16 protein-coding genes are annotated in these 14,077 nt (G+C 70.3%); 7 read left to right on the top strand and 9 right to left on the bottom strand.

What is annotated here, in order from left to right:
- Positions 1-118: 118 nt before the first annotated feature.
- Positions 119-670: an OmpA family protein gene (locus AC1RAA_RS24920; RefSeq protein WP_492728006.1), complete on the bottom strand. Its 552-nt coding sequence runs from the start codon at positions 668-670 to the stop codon at positions 119-121.
- Positions 671-805: 135 nt separating this feature from the next.
- Between AC1RAA_RS24920 and AC1RAA_RS24925 the strand changes: the two genes are divergently transcribed.
- On the top strand, positions 806-1,501 hold the full coding sequence (locus tag AC1RAA_RS24925) for a gamma-glutamylcyclotransferase (protein ID WP_062480152.1): 696 nt from the start codon (positions 806-808) through the stop codon (positions 1,499-1,501).
- Positions 1,498-2,037: a superoxide dismutase family protein gene (locus tag AC1RAA_RS24930; protein WP_492728008.1), complete on the top strand. Its 540-nt coding sequence runs from the start codon at positions 1,498-1,500 to the stop codon at positions 2,035-2,037. Before AC1RAA_RS24925 ends, AC1RAA_RS24930 begins: the two co-directional genes overlap by 4 nt.
- A gap of 17 nt (positions 2,038-2,054) precedes the next feature.
- Here AC1RAA_RS24930 and AC1RAA_RS24935 read toward each other — a convergent pair whose 3' ends face one another.
- On the bottom strand, positions 2,055-2,624 hold the full coding sequence (locus AC1RAA_RS24935) for a nucleotidyltransferase family protein (RefSeq protein WP_492728010.1): 570 nt from the start codon (positions 2,622-2,624) through the stop codon (positions 2,055-2,057).
- Positions 2,625-2,653: 29 nt separating this feature from the next.
- Between AC1RAA_RS24935 and pdxH the strand changes: the two genes are divergently transcribed.
- The gene (gene pdxH / locus AC1RAA_RS24940) at positions 2,654-3,310 is read left to right on the top strand and encodes a pyridoxamine 5'-phosphate oxidase (protein WP_492728012.1); all 657 of its coding nucleotides are present in this window, start codon (positions 2,654-2,656) and stop codon (positions 3,308-3,310) included.
- 7 nt (positions 3,311-3,317) lie between these two features.
- Here pdxH and AC1RAA_RS24945 read toward each other — a convergent pair whose 3' ends face one another.
- From AC1RAA_RS24945 to msrA, 6 genes are all read right to left on the bottom strand, one after another.
- A complete protein-coding gene (locus AC1RAA_RS24945) occupies positions 3,318-4,535 on the bottom strand; it encodes an OmpA family protein (RefSeq protein WP_492728014.1) in 1,218 nt (405 codons plus the stop codon).
- Positions 4,535-4,918 (bottom strand): hypothetical protein, encoded by a 384-nt coding sequence (locus AC1RAA_RS24950; RefSeq protein ID WP_492728016.1) that lies wholly within the window; start codon positions 4,916-4,918, stop codon positions 4,535-4,537. Before AC1RAA_RS24950 ends, AC1RAA_RS24945 begins: the two co-directional genes overlap by 1 nt.
- Positions 4,919-5,051: 133 nt before the next feature.
- Positions 5,052-6,002 (bottom strand): AEC family transporter, encoded by a 951-nt coding sequence (locus tag AC1RAA_RS24955; protein ID WP_492728017.1) that lies wholly within the window; start codon positions 6,000-6,002, stop codon positions 5,052-5,054.
- Between the two features lie 43 nt (positions 6,003-6,045).
- Entirely contained in the window at positions 6,046-8,142 is a 2,097-nt protein-coding gene (locus AC1RAA_RS24960) for a TonB-dependent receptor (protein WP_159275898.1), read from the bottom strand.
- 83 nt (positions 8,143-8,225) lie between these two features.
- The gene (locus tag AC1RAA_RS24965) at positions 8,226-8,588 is read right to left on the bottom strand and encodes a hypothetical protein (protein ID WP_492728018.1); all 363 of its coding nucleotides are present in this window, start codon (positions 8,586-8,588) and stop codon (positions 8,226-8,228) included.
- A gap of 52 nt (positions 8,589-8,640) precedes the next feature.
- A complete protein-coding gene (gene msrA / locus AC1RAA_RS24970; RefSeq protein WP_492728019.1) occupies positions 8,641-9,192 on the bottom strand; it encodes a peptide-methionine (S)-S-oxide reductase MsrA in 552 nt (183 codons plus the stop codon).
- 103 nt (positions 9,193-9,295) lie between these two features.
- Here msrA and AC1RAA_RS24975 point away from each other — a divergent pair, with 103 nt between their 5' ends.
- From AC1RAA_RS24975 to AC1RAA_RS24990, 4 genes are all read left to right on the top strand, one after another.
- Positions 9,296-9,973 (top strand): TetR/AcrR family transcriptional regulator, encoded by a 678-nt coding sequence (locus tag AC1RAA_RS24975; RefSeq protein ID WP_492728020.1) that lies wholly within the window; start codon positions 9,296-9,298, stop codon positions 9,971-9,973.
- 94 nt (positions 9,974-10,067) lie between these two features.
- On the top strand, positions 10,068-10,745 hold the full coding sequence (locus tag AC1RAA_RS24980; RefSeq protein ID WP_062469799.1) for a protein-L-isoaspartate O-methyltransferase family protein: 678 nt from the start codon (positions 10,068-10,070) through the stop codon (positions 10,743-10,745).
- A 16-nt stretch (positions 10,746-10,761) separates the two neighbouring features.
- Positions 10,762-11,115 (top strand): rhodanese-like domain-containing protein, encoded by a 354-nt coding sequence (locus tag AC1RAA_RS24985; RefSeq protein ID WP_492728021.1) that lies wholly within the window; start codon positions 10,762-10,764, stop codon positions 11,113-11,115.
- 24 nt (positions 11,116-11,139) lie between these two features.
- Entirely contained in the window at positions 11,140-12,669 is a 1,530-nt protein-coding gene (locus tag AC1RAA_RS24990; RefSeq protein WP_062469804.1) for a TolC family outer membrane protein, read from the top strand.
- A 16-nt stretch (positions 12,670-12,685) separates the two neighbouring features.
- Here AC1RAA_RS24990 and AC1RAA_RS24995 read toward each other — a convergent pair whose 3' ends face one another.
- Positions 12,686-14,077 (bottom strand): 3-deoxy-D-manno-octulosonic acid transferase, encoded by a 1,392-nt coding sequence (locus AC1RAA_RS24995; protein ID WP_307637856.1) that lies wholly within the window; start codon positions 14,075-14,077, stop codon positions 12,686-12,688.

Below are 14,077 nucleotides of genomic sequence, written 5' to 3' on the forward strand. Positions count from 1 at the left end.
ATGAAATCAGGCCGCAGAACGATACGAAATTACTCAGGCATGCACCCGGTCGCGTGCAGGCACAAAAAAACCCGGCCATGCCGGGTTTTTCCTTGGGGGATGCAAAAGGCCGGATCGCTCAGTCGACCAGCCGGACCTCGACGCGGCGCGCCTCGGCGTTGTTGCCCGATCCGGCGGTGACGGCGGGCTTCTGCAGGTCGATCTTCTCGGCCGGCACACCCAGGCCCGCCAGCACCTCGCGCACCATCTGGGCGCGCTTCTTGGCCAGTTCCTCGTTCACGGCGGCATCGCCGGTGGCGTCGTGGAAGCCCGAGACCACCGCCTTGCGGCCACCCTCGACGCCCTTGATGACCAGGGCCAGCGCCTCGGCCGCGCCCGGTGCGAGGTCGGCGCTGCCGGTCGCGAAGTAGAAGTTCACCACGCCGCCGACCACGCGGATGCTGGCGCCGTCGGGGATCACCACGGTGACGGTCTCGGTGACTTCGGTCACCTGCACCGCGCCGCCCGGCGCCGCTGAAGCCGAAGCCGCGACAGCGGGCTTGGCCTGCGCGGCCGTCGCGCCCAGGCCCTTGTGCCAGAACGCGACGCCGATCACGAACATGATCACGAGCGCGATCAATGCCACCAGGAAGCCGAGGGCGAAATTCTGCTGGCTGTCGTCGTTGTTCATGGAAGCGCGGTCTCCGTAGGAAAGGGGTCGGTAAATAATGGTGCGGTGAACCATGATCACGAAATTGTAGGCGCCACCCCCGACACCCCCGTGTCAGCCGGCGCGCCGGACCCCGGTCCGCCGGGTCTCGACCCCATGCCCCGTCCGCTGCGCGACCCGCAGCCGATGCTGGAACGCGCGATCGCCGACTGGGGCGGGCGCGACGATCTCTGGCTGTTCGGCTACGGCTCGCTGATCTGGCGGCCCGAGTTCGGCTTTGCGGAACGGCGCGCGGCCTCGGTGCACGGCTGGCACCGCGCGCTCAAGATGTGGAGCCGCGTCAACCGCGGCAGCGTGCAGACGCCGGGCCTGGTGTTCGGGCTGCTCTCGGGCGGCAGCTGCCGGGGCGTGGTGTTCCGCGTGCCGAAGGCCGAGGGCCTGGAGACGCTCAAACGCCTCTGGCTGCGCGAGATGCCGACCGGCGTGTACGACCCCAAGTGGCTGCAATGCGGCACCGCCGAAGGGCCGGTGCGCGCGCTGGCCTTCACGCTGTCGCGGCGCAGCCCGAACTTCACGGGCGAGCTCAGCGACGAGCGCTACCGCCACATCTTCGCGAATGCCGTGGGCCGCTACGGCAGCTCGCTCGACTACGCGCGCCAGACCCTGCTCGAGCTGCAGCGCCATGCGATCCACGACGCGGCGCTGGCCCGGCTGGTGGCGCTGGCCGCCGAGCCGCCATTTCAGACACCCGCCGATTGCGGGACAGCCCCGGCTCCGGTATACGTTGCGGGGTCTTCGGACACCGCGTCCTCTCAACCCTCCACCCCGTTCATCAATAAGGAAAACCAATGATCCATCGCCGTCTCCTCGCCACTGGCACCGCCCTCCTCGCCACTGCCGTGCTCGCCGCCTGCGGCAGCATGGGCGGCAAGCCGAGCACCACGGTCGAGCTGACGCCGACCGCCGCCGTCACGCCCAACCCCGCGCGCGGCTCGGTGACGCTCACCGCACTCGACCACGGCGTGCGCGTGTCCGGCGAGGTGCGCGGCCTGGCGCCGGGCAGCGAGCACGGTTTCCACATCCATGAAAAGGGCGACTGCGGCAACAACGGCAACGCCTCGGGCGGCCACTTCAACCCGGCCGGCGGCACGCACGGCAAGTTCTCCGCCCCCGGCAGCCATGCCGGCGAGCTGCCCAGCCTCGTGGCCGATGCCAGCGGCGTGGCGCGCTTCAGCGTCGAGAACCACGCGATCTCGCTGACCGACGGCACCGCCAACAACGTGCGCGGCCGTGCGCTCGTGGTGCACCGCGACCGCGACGACTTCACGACGCAGCCCGCCGGCAACTCCGGCCCGCGCGTGCTCTGCGCGGTCGTTGCCACGAACTAAGCAAAAAGTGTGAGTGGTCAGGCGCCCGCGCGCGCCTGCCAGAGCGCCTCGGCCCGCGCCAGGGCCTCGGGCGTATCGATGTCGGTCACGACGCCGGCATCGTCCACGGCCAGATCGATGACCGAATCGATCGCACGCATCGCCCGCAGGACGGACGATGCGCCCAGGTTCCCCTCCAGCGCCGCCAGCTGCGCCCCGCAGCCCGCCGCAAAGCCCACCGGGTGCCCACGCTCGCCCCGGTACTGCGGCTGCACGGCATTCACCCGCCCGCCGAGCGCGGCGGCCACCGCCCGCAGCGTCGCAGGCTGCACCAACGGCAGGTCGCCCGGCAGGATCAGCCAGCCCGCAGCGTGGGGCGTGGCGCGCACGGCCGCGGCAATCGAATCGCCCATGCCGGGGTGACCCGCGTCTTCCAGGTGCCACGGCAGGCCGCTCGCGCGCACCGCGTCGAGCGTGCGCTCGAGCACGGGCCGGCCCGCGAGCAGCGCCTTCAGCTTGGAACCCGTGCCGCCGGCGGCGATGAAACGCTCGCCACGGCCCGAGGCCAGCACGATCACGGTCGGGGAGTTCGCCTCTGTCGTCGTCATGGGCCGAGTATGTGCGCAACAATCCCGGCATGACTTCTTCTCCTCTTTCCAAGGACGCGCTGGCCGCGCTGCGCAAGAGCTACGAGCGCGCCGAGCTCGACGAGACCCGCAGCGCCCCCGACCCGATCCAGCAGTTCGAACGCTGGCTCACCGAGGCCGTCGACGCGCACATCCCCGAGCCCAACGCGATGACGCTGAGCACCGTGGGCAGCGACCTGCGGCCGTCCAGCCGCATCGTGCTCATCAAGGGCTACGACGCGCGCGGCATCGTCTGGTACACCAACTACGACAGCCGCAAGGGCCGCGAGCTGTCGGGCAACCCGTATGCCTCGCTGCAGTTCCACTGGGTCGAGCTGGAGCGCGTGGTGCGCATCGAGGGCCGCGTGGAACGCGTCAGCGCCGAGGAGAGCGACGCCTACTACGCCAGCCGCCCGCTCGATTCACGCATCGGCGCCTGGGCCAGTCCGCAAAGCGAAGTGATCAGCGGACGCGACGTGCTGGTGAAGAACGCCGCCGTGTACGCCGCCAAGCACCTGCTCTCGCCGCCGCGTCCGCCGCACTGGGGCGGCTTCCGGCTGGTGCCCGACCGCTGGGAGTTCTGGCAGGGCCGCAAGAGCCGGCTGCACGACCGGCTGCGCTACCGGCTCGAAGGCGCGGACTGGGTGCGCGAACGCCTGGCCCCTTAAGCCTGGCTCAAGCCTCGCAAGTCGCGACCTTGAATTCGACGCGCCGATCGAGCGCGTCACTCGCATCGTCGGCGCCCGTGCCGACGATGTTCTCGCGAAAGCCCATGCCGGCTTCGCGCAGCTTCTTCGACAGCGGCGGCGCCTCGCCCACCAGCCGCGCCTTGACGCTGGTCGCGCGCTGCAGCGACAGCCGCTCGTTGACCGCCTCCGAGCCCGTGCGGCTCGTGTGGCCCGTGACCACCACGCACGACTCGATCTGCGCCGCCTGCCGCGCGATCTGGCGCAGCCACATCGGGTAGGCCGCGCTGATCTTCGGGTCGGCTAGGAAGTCGGTCGAGCCCGGCTTGAACAGGAACTTGACGCTCAGGTTGTTGCTCTCGAGCCCCAGCCGCGCCAGCGTGCCGAAGGTGCGCTCGGCATCGGCCGTGCGGCCCAGCTGCGACTGCGTGAGGTACAGCCCGCTGTAGATGCGCAGCTGCTGGCCGTCGGCGCGTTTCGACGCGGCCTCGTAGCGGCTCAGGGCCTCGCTCATGCGGCCGGCCTCGTAAGCGGCGGTGGCCTCCTGCAGCACCGTGGCGGTCGGCAGGCGCTCCAGGTACAGCGCGTCGGCAGCCTGCCCGGCCGGCGTCTCGGCGGTGCGGATGTAGCCTTCCACGCCGCGGTCCTTGCCGTTCACGGGGCTGTCGCGGAAGAAGGCGGTGGGCCGCGTGTCGAGCGAGGCATCGCTGATGCGCGCCACCGACTGCGCGATCACCATGCCGCTCTTGATCTCGGTCATGGCGAGGTTCAGCCGGTACGGCGCGCTCGAGGCGTCCTTGTCGCGCACCAGCGTGCCGTTGAGCACGTACTGCGCGTTGCCGATCTCGTTGGCGTTGAACGGCGTCACGGTGAACTGCTTGAACTGCGCCTGCATGCGCTGCACGATGCGCTGCTCGGCCACACGCGTCACCTCGGTCTGCTGGCCGCTGGCGCCTTCGAGCAGCGGGTCGATCACGATGCGCCGCTGCGTCAGCGTCGACTCCACCTTGGCCAGGAAGGCCGGCAGTTTCTGGGTCTGCACCATGAGGTCGTCGACCGCCTGGGTGACGGCCTGATCGAAGGGCATGGCGCTGCTGGGCGCGGGGCGGTGCGCGCAGGCGGTGGCCAGCAGCGCGGCAGTGCACAGCGCCAGCACGCGCCACAGGGCTCGGGGGGCGGCGGCGTTCGTTGTTGTGGTCGTGGTCATCAGCACTGGCTCCTCAATATCTTCATGTCCTGGTCCGACAGCGGTTCGCCGACGGCGGCGCGCATGTTGATCTCGCTGCAGCGTTTCGAAGGCGCGGGGCGCCGCTCGGCGGGTTCGCGATGCACCTCGGGCGCCGGGGCCGGCGCTGCGGTGGCGGTGATCTGCGGGCGCGGCTTCGGCGCCGGCCGCACGACGGCGGGCTTGGGCTCCACGTCCTTGGCCGGCGGTGCCTCAACCGGCACGGGAACGGCCAGGCACGGCGTGCGGCATGGCTTGGCCTCGCCCGCCGCATGCGCGCGTGCGCCGTGCAGCGCGATCACCGTCGCGACCACCGCCGTCACTGCAAGGGCAAGGGGCGAAACACGCGCCGGGTAGATCGTCATCAGCCGGCAAATGTAGGGGCGCGAACGCCGCTCGCCAGCCCACCAAACGGCCACCCCTGCCAAACGGCATAGGGCTAGCGCTGTCGCTCAGTCGGGCAAAAGTTCGCGAAAGGCGCGGAAGAAATGGGGGCCGTCAGGGCAACCACTGCACCCAGGTCATCACCAGGGTGAGCGTGCCCAGCGCCAGCACGGTCGACACGGCGACGCTGGCCGTGACCAGGTCTTCGGCGCTGCGGTAGCGCTGCGAGAACAGGAACACGTTGGCGCCGATGGGCAGCGCCGCCGCCACCACCATCACGGTGAGCGGAATGCCGCGCACGCCCAGCAGCCAGCCGATGAGCGCCACCAGCAGCGGGTGCACGAGGTTCTTCACCAGCGCCTGCGCCAGCGCGCCGCGCCAGTGGCGCCCGATGGGCGTGAGCGCGAGCGTGATGCCCACCATCACCAGCGCGACCGGCCCGAAGGCCTGGCCCAGCAACTGGATCGGCTTGTCGATCACCTCGGGCATCACGAGGCCCGTCTGTGCGAACAGCAGGCCCGCGATGATGGGCAGCGGCACCGGATGGATGATGGCGTTGCGCAACGCGCGCCCCACGGTGCGCGCCATGGAGCGCCGGTCGGCGCCGCTCACCGCCGCGTGCTCGCGCGCCACGGCCAGCTCGAGCACCACGGTGGCGCTGGTCATGAGCACGAGCGAATGCAGCGAGATGAGCGTGAGCAGCACCACCATGCCGGGCTCGCCGTAGGCCAGGCCGATCAGCACGATGCCGATCATCACGGTGTTGCTGTAGGTGTTGGCCAGCGCGAGCACCGCGCCCGTGCGGTTGAAGCCGCGCCACGCGAGCGTGGCCGCGAACAGCAGGCCCGAGGCGATGAAGTACGCCGCCACGGGCTTCAGGCTCAGCTGCTGCACGTGCACCGTGCTCATGGCGCGGAACAGCAGCGCGGGCGCGAGCAGCAGGAAGATGAGGTTCGACAGGTCTTTCACCGCATTGCCGCCGATCCACCGGCGCCGTCCGGCGAGGTAGCCGGCGGCAATGAGGAGAACGACGGGCAGCAGGGAAGAAATGACGAACGAATTCACCCGGCGAGGATAGCGCGCGCCCGCCGCGCGAAAGGCCGGCGCCTCAGAACGTGACGCGCAGGCCCACCTTCAGCGAACGCCCCGGCAGCGGCGCCTTCGGGAACACCGTGGTCGTCAGGATCGAGGTCGGTGTGTAGGCCAGCGTGTTCCCGATGTTGTCCATGCGCGCATACCAGGTGAGGTTGGCGCGCTGCACCTTCATGCGGTAGCTGATGGACGCGTTCCACAGCGTGTACGCGTCCGTCTCGCGCGCGCCCACGCTCGGCACCCGGCGCTGCGCCGCGTTGTAGTCGAAGCCGACGCGCGCGGTCCACGGCCCGTTGCCGTAGGCCAGCGTGGCGCCCAGGCGCAGCGGCGCGATGCGCGGCAGCGGCTCGCCGGTGTCGAGGTTCTTGGCGCGCACGATGTCGCCGCGCCATTCGAGGTCGAGCGTGCCCGCGTCGGCCATGCGCGCGAAGCCGTCGGCGCCCAGCAGCCGCAGGTTGCCGTTGGCCTCGATGCCGGTGAAGCGCGCGCGCATGCCGCCGTAGCGGTACTCGGCCAGCGTGTCGGTCGCCTCGGGGTCGGTGACGACCTGCCCTTCCTCGTCGAGCGTGCGGCCCGACGCGGTCAGGCCGATGTAGTTGCGAAAGCGCGTGACGTACGCGTTCACGCGGGCCGTGTTCGGGCCCGACTTCCACTGCGCGCCCAGGTCGAAGCCGGTGGACTTTTCCTTGCCCAGGTTCGGGTCGCCCACCTCCCAGGCCGCCGTGGCCACGTGCGGGCCGTTGGCGAGCAGTTCGTAGTCCTTCGGTGCGCGCTCGGTGTAGGCCAGGTTCGAGGTCAGCTGCCACTGCGGCGTGAGGTTGACCAGCGCGCCGAACGCCGCGCTGTGCGGGTTGAAGCTGCGCTCGCCGATGGCGAAGCGCGTCACCGACAGGTCGTCGGGGTAGCCCAGCGAGCGCACCGTGACCTTCTCGGTGCGCGCGCCGAAGCTCAGGCGGCCCCACGAGGTGCCGAGCTCTTCGTGCAGGAACAGCGCGTTGGAGCGCGTGCGGCTGTGCGGCGCGAAGGCCTCCGAGCCGTCGGCGGCGAAGCGGTTGGTCTCGCGGCTGAAGCCGACCAAGCCCTCGAGGTTGCCGATCTTCTCGTGCCGCGCCTCGATGCGCAGGTCGTTGCTCAGGTTCGAGAAGGTGGTGCCGGCCTCGCGGCCCTCGAACTCGGTGTGGCGGTAGTCGGTGCGGCTCACCTTGGCGTGGATGCTGCGGATGAAGCCGCCCGGGCGCCACTCGCCTTCCAGCGCGTAGCGGTCGGACTTCATGCCGATGGTCACATCGTCCTCGGCCACGGTGCCGTAGTTGCTGCGGTAGGTGCTGGCCGAGGCGCCGATCCAGCCCTGGCTGAAGAACAGCGTGCCGCCGACCGCGCCGCCGTGCGCCTCGTTCTGCGAGTTGCAGATGCGGCGCGCGAGCGACAGGCGACCGGGCTTGCTGCATTCGAGGTCGACCGGCACCGCCACGTCTTTCGAATCGCGATTGAAGGCATCGACGTGCAGCGCGAAGCGGTCGTTGCCGCCTTCGAGCAGCACGCCGCCGCTCTTTTCCTTGTTGCCGCTGGCGTAGCCCAGCTCGGCACGGCCGCCGAAGCCGTTGATGGGCTCGGTCGGGATGCGGTTGTCAATCACGTTGACCACGCCGCCCACGGCGCTGCCGCCGTACTGCAGCGCCGAGGGGCCGCGCAGCACCTCGATGCGCTCGGTCACCAGCGCGTCGACGGGCACCGCGTGGTCGTAGCTCAGCGCCGAGGCGTCGGGCGCGCCGCCGCCGTTCTGCAGGATGCGGATGCGGTCGCCGTCCTGCCCGCGGATGCTGGGGCGGCTGGCGTTGGGGCCGAAGTAGCTGCTGCTCACGCCGGGCAGGTTGTTCAGCGTTTCGCCCAGCGTCGATTCGGAGCGCAGCAGCAGCTGGTCGCCCGACAGCGAAGTGGTCGGCGCGATCAGGTCGCTCGCGCCCAGCGGGTTGCCGGTGACGGTGACCTCGCGCAGGCTGGTGGCGTCAGCAGCCGGGGCCGCGGCGGTGTCGGCGGTCTGGGCCAGGCTCGCCACCGAGGCGAGCGAAAGAACGGCAGCGCCGATGGCGTTGCGACGGAATTGGGGGGTCATGAAGAAAGGACACTCGTTGAATCGGGGAACGACCGGCCGCCCTCACCCGCCCGAAGGGGTGCGGCAACCGGAACACGGGGGATTCAGCGAGTGGACGGCGGGCCGCGCGCGTCGAAGAGCGCGACCCAGCGGGCGATGGCTTCGCCCTGCAGATAAGCAAACGTGGCCGCCGGCAGCAGCATCGGCAGCACCACCAGCGGCACGCCGGGCACACCCGTGCCGTGCGAGAGCTGGTCGTACAAACGGCAGTCGGCGTCGTCGTGCACGCCGAAGAGGCTGGCCAGCGTGTGGCCGCTGTCGTGCCGGTGCGCGGCGTGTGCCTGCGCCGCCGCTGCAGCGGCGGGCAGGCCCGGCACGTGCAGCGAGCGGTGCATGAGCCCCATCGTGCCGGCAAACCAGAGCGCGAACGCCAGCGCGACGATGAGCGCGCGGGTGGCACGCGTCATGCGGGTTGGGGTCTGGCGCAGGGTGGCGGACACAGGGCGTGAAAGAAGAGACTCAGGCCTTGACGCGCGAAGCGAAGGTCTTCTGGAACTTCTCGACCTTCGGGCCGACCACGAACGCGCAGTAGCCCTGGTTCGGGTGGTTCAGGAAGTAGTCCTGGTGGTAGGCCTCGGCGGTCGAGTAGTTGGCCAGCGGCGCCACTTCGGTCACCACGGGCGAGCTGTAGGTCTTGCTGGCCTCGATCTCGTGGATGACGGCGTCGGCCACTTCTTTCTGGGCGTCGCTCGTGGTGTAGATGCCGCTGCGGTACTGGGTGCCGACGTCGTTGCCCTGGCGGTTGAGGGTGGTGGGGTCGTGCACCACGAAAAAGATCTCGAGCAGCTCGCGCAGGCTGATCTGGGCCGGGTCGAATTCGAGCTTCACGACCTCGGCATGGCCGGTGCGGCCGGTGCAGATCTGCTCGTAGCTCGGGTTCAGGGTCTGGCCGTTGCTGTAACCCGATTCGACGTCCAGCACGCCCTGCACCCGGTCGAACACCGCCTCGGTGCACCAGAAGCAGCCTCCGCCGAGCACGATGGTTTCGGTGGGCGACGGTGAGGAAGACATGGCGCGGCTCCGGGTGGGTTGGAAAAAGCGGGGACCGGTATTGTCGCGGCTTGACGGGCCGGATGCCGGTCACTACATTACTAACCCGTCAGTCATTAACACCATGGCCTCCCCCCGCTCCCTCGTCGACAAGTTCTGCCCGCTGCCGTCCAAGCGCGAGCGGCGCAAGGAGGCGCGTCCGGGCGAGCTGCTGGCGGCGGCGCTCGACCTGTTCGTCGAAAAGGGCTTTGCCGCCACCCGCTCGGAAGAAGTGGCGGCCCGCGCCGGCGTGTCCAAGGGCACCCTCTTTCTTTACTTTCCGAGCAAGGAAGAGCTGTTCAAGGCCGTGGTGATCGAAAACCTCGGCGGCCGTTTCACAGAGTGGAACGCCGAGTTCGAGGCCTTCGAAGGCACGACCGCCGAGATGCTGCGCTACTGCATGAACGTCTGGTGGGAGCGCGTCGGCCTGACCAAGGCCTCGGGCCTGACCAAGCTGATGATGAGCGAAGGCGGCAATTTTCCCGAGCTGGCGGAGTTCTACCGCCAGCAGGTGGTGCGCCCCGGCCACGACCTGCTGCGCCGCATCCTGCAGCGCGGCATCGACCGCGGCGAGTTCGTACCCATGGACATCGACCACGCCATCTACTCGGTGGTCGCGCCCATGGTGTTCCTCATGCTCTGGAAGCATTCGGCCATGGTCTGCGTCGACGGCGTGAGCACGCTCGACCCCGAAAAATTCATCGCCACCCAGTGCGAAACCGTGCTTTACGGCCTGTGCGTGCGCCCCGGGAGCCCCGCATGACGGCCATCGGATGGTCGACTGGCGCGGTGGCGTCATCGACGCGACCTAAAATTGAAGGTTTGTCCCGTCCAGAGCCTTCAAGGAAAGCCACGCCATGAACCCCACGCCCACCCTCGAGCGCTTGCGCTTCAACATGATCGAACAGCAGATCCGTCCCTGGGACGTGCTGGAGTCGGACATCCTCGAGCTGCTGGCCGAGATTCACCGCGAAGACTACGTGCCCGACGCGCACCGCACGCTGTCCTTCTTCGACATGGAACTGCCCCTGCTCGACGGCTCGGTGCCCGGCGAATTCATGCTGTCGCCCAAGGTCGAGGCCCGCACCCTGCAGGACCTGCACATCCAGAAGCACGAATCGGTGCTCGAGATCGGCACCGGCTCCGGCTTCATGGCCGCCCTGCTCGGCGCCCGCGCGGCCCAGGTGCTGTCGCTCGAGATCAACCCCGTGCTGGCCGCCCGCGCCGCCGAGACGCTGCGCAGCAACGGCGTGACCAACGTCGAAGTGCGCCACGCCGACGGCGCCGTGCCCCTGGCCAGCGGCCCGAGCTTCGACGTGATCGTGCTCAGCGGCTCGGTCGCGCGCATTCCGCAGAACCTGCTCGGTTCGCTCAAGGTCGGCGGCCGCCTGTCGGCCATCGTCGGCGACGAGCCCATGATGCGCGCCCATTTCGTGACCCGCACCAGCGAAAGCAAGTGGGAGACGATCCAGCCCTGGGACACCGTGGCACCGCGCCTGCTGAACTTCCCCGAGCCCTCGCGCTTCGCGTTCTGATCGAGCGGCCCACCGAATGATCGATCAAGTCCGCCCCGCCGACCTGGCCGCCTGGTTCGCACAGGACGCCGACGCCGCCCCCGTGCTGCTCGACGTGCGCGAGCCCTGGGAGCTGCAGACGGCGAGCGTCGCGCCGCAGGGCTTCACGCTGGTCGCGATCCCGATGAACGAGATCCCCGGCCGGCTGGCCGAGCTCGCCGGCGGCGACGGACAGCCCGCGCTGCGCATCGCCTGCCTGTGCCACCACGGCGCCCGCAGCCAGCGCGTGGCCGCTTTTCTGCACCAGAACGGCTTTGACTCGCTCGCCAACGTGGCGGGGGGCATCGACGCCTGGTCCGCGCAGCACGACCCGAGCGTGCCGCGCTACTGATTCTTTCCCTCCCAAGGACGTTCAATGCCTCCCAGGCCCCGGCTTCTGCCTCTTTCCGCAGCCCTCGCAAGCGCCATTGCGAGCCTGCTCGCACTGCCGGCCCAGGGCCAGACACTGAACGAACTCTACGATTCCGCGCGCGGCTTCGACGCCACCTACCAGGGCGCGCGGGCCCAGTACGAGGCCAACCTGGCGCGCGCCGCGCAGGCCAAGGCCGGCATCCTGCCGGCCGTCGGGCTCACCGCGGGCGTGAACCGCAGCAACCTGGACATCGACACCCTGACCGGCACCGGCCGCGGCAGCAGCGCGTCGCGCGACTTCACCACGCAGAACGTCGGCATCAACGCCACGCAGCCGCTGTACCGCCCCGCCAACTGGGCCACCTACGAGCAGGGCAAGCGCCAGGCCGAAGTGGCGCAGGCCGTGCTCACCATCGCCGAGCAAGACCTGATCGTGCGCGTGAGCCAGGCCTACTTCGACGTGCTCGCCAGCCAGGACAGCCTGGCCCTGGTGCGCGCGCAGAAGGTGGCCGTGGCCGAGCAGCTCGCATCGGCCAAGCGCAACTTCGAAGTCGGCACCTCCACCATCACCGATTCGCGCGAGGCCCAGGCCCGCTACGACCTCGTGATTGCGCAGGAAATCGCCGCCGAGAACGACCTGCAGGTCAAGAAGGTGGTGCTCGACCAGCTGGTCGGCCGCCCGGGCAGCGTGCCCGTGCCGCTGGCCGCGCCGGTCGTGCTGCCGACCGCGCAGCCCGCCGACATCAACGCCTGGGTGGCGCAGGCCGACGAGGTGCATCCGGCGATCCGCCAGGCCCGCCTGGGCCTGGACGTGGCCGGGCTCGAGGTGCAGAAGGCGCAGGCCGGCCACAAGCCCACGCTGGACGCCAACCTGGGCTACAACGTCACGCGCAACCCGACCGGCACCAGCACCAGCACCGTGGGCACGCGCGTCAACGCCGCCACGGTCGGTGTCACCTTCAACCTGCCGCTGTTCGCGGGCTTCGCCACCGAGAACCGCATCAAGGAAACGCTGGCGCTGGAAGACCAGTCGCGCAGCGTGCTCGAGGGCACGCGCCGCAGCGTGGCGCAGGCCACGCGCGCGGCCTACCTCGGGCTGGTGTCGGGTGCGGGGCAGGTGAAGGCGCTCGAAGCGGCCGAGTCCTCCAGCCAGAGCGCGCTCGACGCCAACAAGCTGGGCTACCAGGTGGGCGTGCGCATCAACATCGACGTGCTCAACTCGCAGAGCCAGCTGTTCCAGACCAAGCGCGACCTCGCGCAGGCGCGCTACAACGTGCTGCTGGGCAACCTGAAACTGCGCCAGGCCAACGGCACGCTGACCACCGACGACATGAACGCGATCAACGCGACGCTGGCGCGCAATGGCAGCACGCCTGCGGTGCCTGCCGCGACGACGGGCGCGCCTGTGGTGCCCGTGACGCCGCCGGCCATTCCGGTGGTGCCGCCGGTGCCGGTGCAGCCGTTCAACCCGCCCGCGCCGACGATGCCGTCGGCACCGCCGCCGCCGGTGATCCTGAACCCGCCGGTGCGCTGACCCGGCAACGGGCCGCTCAATCCAGCGTGGGTTCGGCCCGCGCCGCTTCGGGCGGCGCGCCGTCGTCGCCGGCCACAGGTGTCGTCACCGGCTCCGCCGCCTGCGCAATCGCCAGCACCGCCGCGGCCGTGCGTTCGGCCGCCCCGCGGTTCGACGACGAAAACGCCAGCGCGGCCTGCGCCATCACGGCGCGGCGCTCCGGGTTCTCGACCAGCTTGAGCGCGGCCGTCACGGCCTGCTCCATGCCCTCGACGCGCAGCGACGCACCCGCCGCGAGCGACAGCTGCGCCGCCTCGGCGAAATTGAAGGTCGAAGGGCCCATGACCACCGGGCAGCCGCAGGCCGCCGGCTCGATGAGGTTCTGCCCGCCCAGCGGCTCGAAGCTGCCGCCGAGCAAGGCCACGTCGGCCAGGCCGTAGTACAGCGCCATCTCGCCCAGCGAATCGCCGAGCCAGATCTCGGCCTCGGCCGGCTGGCCGGCCGCGCTGCGGCGCGCCACCGCGAAGCCTTCGGCCTCGATGAGCGCCGCCACCTCGTCGAAACGCTGCGGATGGCGCGGCACGATCATCCATTGCACGTCGTGCACGCGCTTGGCGATCGAGCGGATCGCGCCCTGCTCGGGCGGCACCGGCGAGGTGGCGCCGAAGCGCTTGAGCACCTCCAGCAGCAGCCGCTCCTCGCCGTCGCGCGAGCTGGCCAGCACGACCATCGGGCGCGGCAGGTGCTCGCGCAGCGACACGGCCGTGGCCAGTTGCCGCGCGTCGGGCGTGGCGTCGAACTTGAGGTTGCCGTAGATCCCGGCCACCTTGGCGCCCAGCGACACCAGCCGGTGCGCGTCGGCCTCGGTCTGCGCCCAGACGGCGGCGAGCGCCGAGTACGCCGGCCGCGCCAGCCCGCTGAGCCGTTCGGCCGCGGCGCGCGATTTCTCGTTGAGCCGCGCATTGGCCAGCACCAGCGGAATGCGGCGCTCGGCGCAGGCGGCGGCCATCTCGGGCCAGACCTCGGTTTCCATCAGCACGCCGATGCGCGGCTGGAAGCGGTCGAGAAAGCGGGCAACGGCGCCCGGCGTGTCCCACGGCTGCCAGACCTGCGTGTCGCCGGGCTCGAGCAGCTTGGCGCCCTCCTCGCGGCCCGTGGCGGTGCCGTGCGTGAGCAGGATCGGAATGCCCGGGTACTGGCGCCGCAGCTCGGCGATCAGGATGGCGGCGGCGCGCGTCTCGCCCAGCGAGACGGCATGCACCCAGCACTGGGCAAAGCCGGTGGTGGCGTCGTCGTAGTGGCCGAAGCGCTCCTCGACGGCCACGGCATAGCCGGGCTCGGCGACGGCGCGGCGGCGCAGCTTGCGGCGGACCAGCGGTTGGACGGCGGTGGTGAAGACGCCGTAGAGGCGAAGCAGCAGGGAACGCAC

The organism is Variovorax sp. GW823-FHT04F07 (assembly GCF_058795995.1).

Coding starts and splice junctions, on each gene's coding strand:
- AC1RAA_RS24960 (WP_159275898.1), bottom strand. CDS start 8,142: ATGACCCCCCAATTCCGTCGCAACGCCATCGGCGCTGCCGTTCTTTCG.
- AC1RAA_RS24950 (WP_492728016.1), bottom strand. CDS start 4,918: ATGACGATCTACCCGGCGCGTGTTTCGCCCCTTGCCCTTGCAGTGACG.
- AC1RAA_RS24930 (WP_492728008.1), top strand. CDS start 1,498: ATGATCCATCGCCGTCTCCTCGCCACTGGCACCGCCCTCCTCGCCACT.
- AC1RAA_RS24945 (WP_492728014.1), bottom strand. CDS start 4,535: ATGACCACGACCACAACAACGAACGCCGCCGCCCCCCGAGCCCTGTGG.
- msrA (WP_492728019.1), bottom strand. CDS start 9,192: ATGTCTTCCTCACCGTCGCCCACCGAAACCATCGTGCTCGGCGGAGGC.
- AC1RAA_RS24985 (WP_492728021.1), top strand. CDS start 10,762: ATGATCGATCAAGTCCGCCCCGCCGACCTGGCCGCCTGGTTCGCACAG.
- AC1RAA_RS24975 (WP_492728020.1), top strand. CDS start 9,296: ATGGCCTCCCCCCGCTCCCTCGTCGACAAGTTCTGCCCGCTGCCGTCC.
- AC1RAA_RS24920 (WP_492728006.1), bottom strand. CDS start 670: ATGAACAACGACGACAGCCAGCAGAATTTCGCCCTCGGCTTCCTGGTG.
- pdxH (WP_492728012.1), top strand. CDS start 2,654: ATGACTTCTTCTCCTCTTTCCAAGGACGCGCTGGCCGCGCTGCGCAAG.
- AC1RAA_RS24965 (WP_492728018.1), bottom strand. CDS start 8,588: ATGACGCGTGCCACCCGCGCGCTCATCGTCGCGCTGGCGTTCGCGCTC.
- AC1RAA_RS24935 (WP_492728010.1), bottom strand. CDS start 2,624: ATGACGACGACAGAGGCGAACTCCCCGACCGTGATCGTGCTGGCCTCG.
- AC1RAA_RS24990 (WP_062469804.1), top strand. CDS start 11,140: ATGCCTCCCAGGCCCCGGCTTCTGCCTCTTTCCGCAGCCCTCGCAAGC.
- AC1RAA_RS24925 (WP_062480152.1), top strand. CDS start 806: ATGCCCCGTCCGCTGCGCGACCCGCAGCCGATGCTGGAACGCGCGATC.
- AC1RAA_RS24980 (WP_062469799.1), top strand. CDS start 10,068: ATGAACCCCACGCCCACCCTCGAGCGCTTGCGCTTCAACATGATCGAA.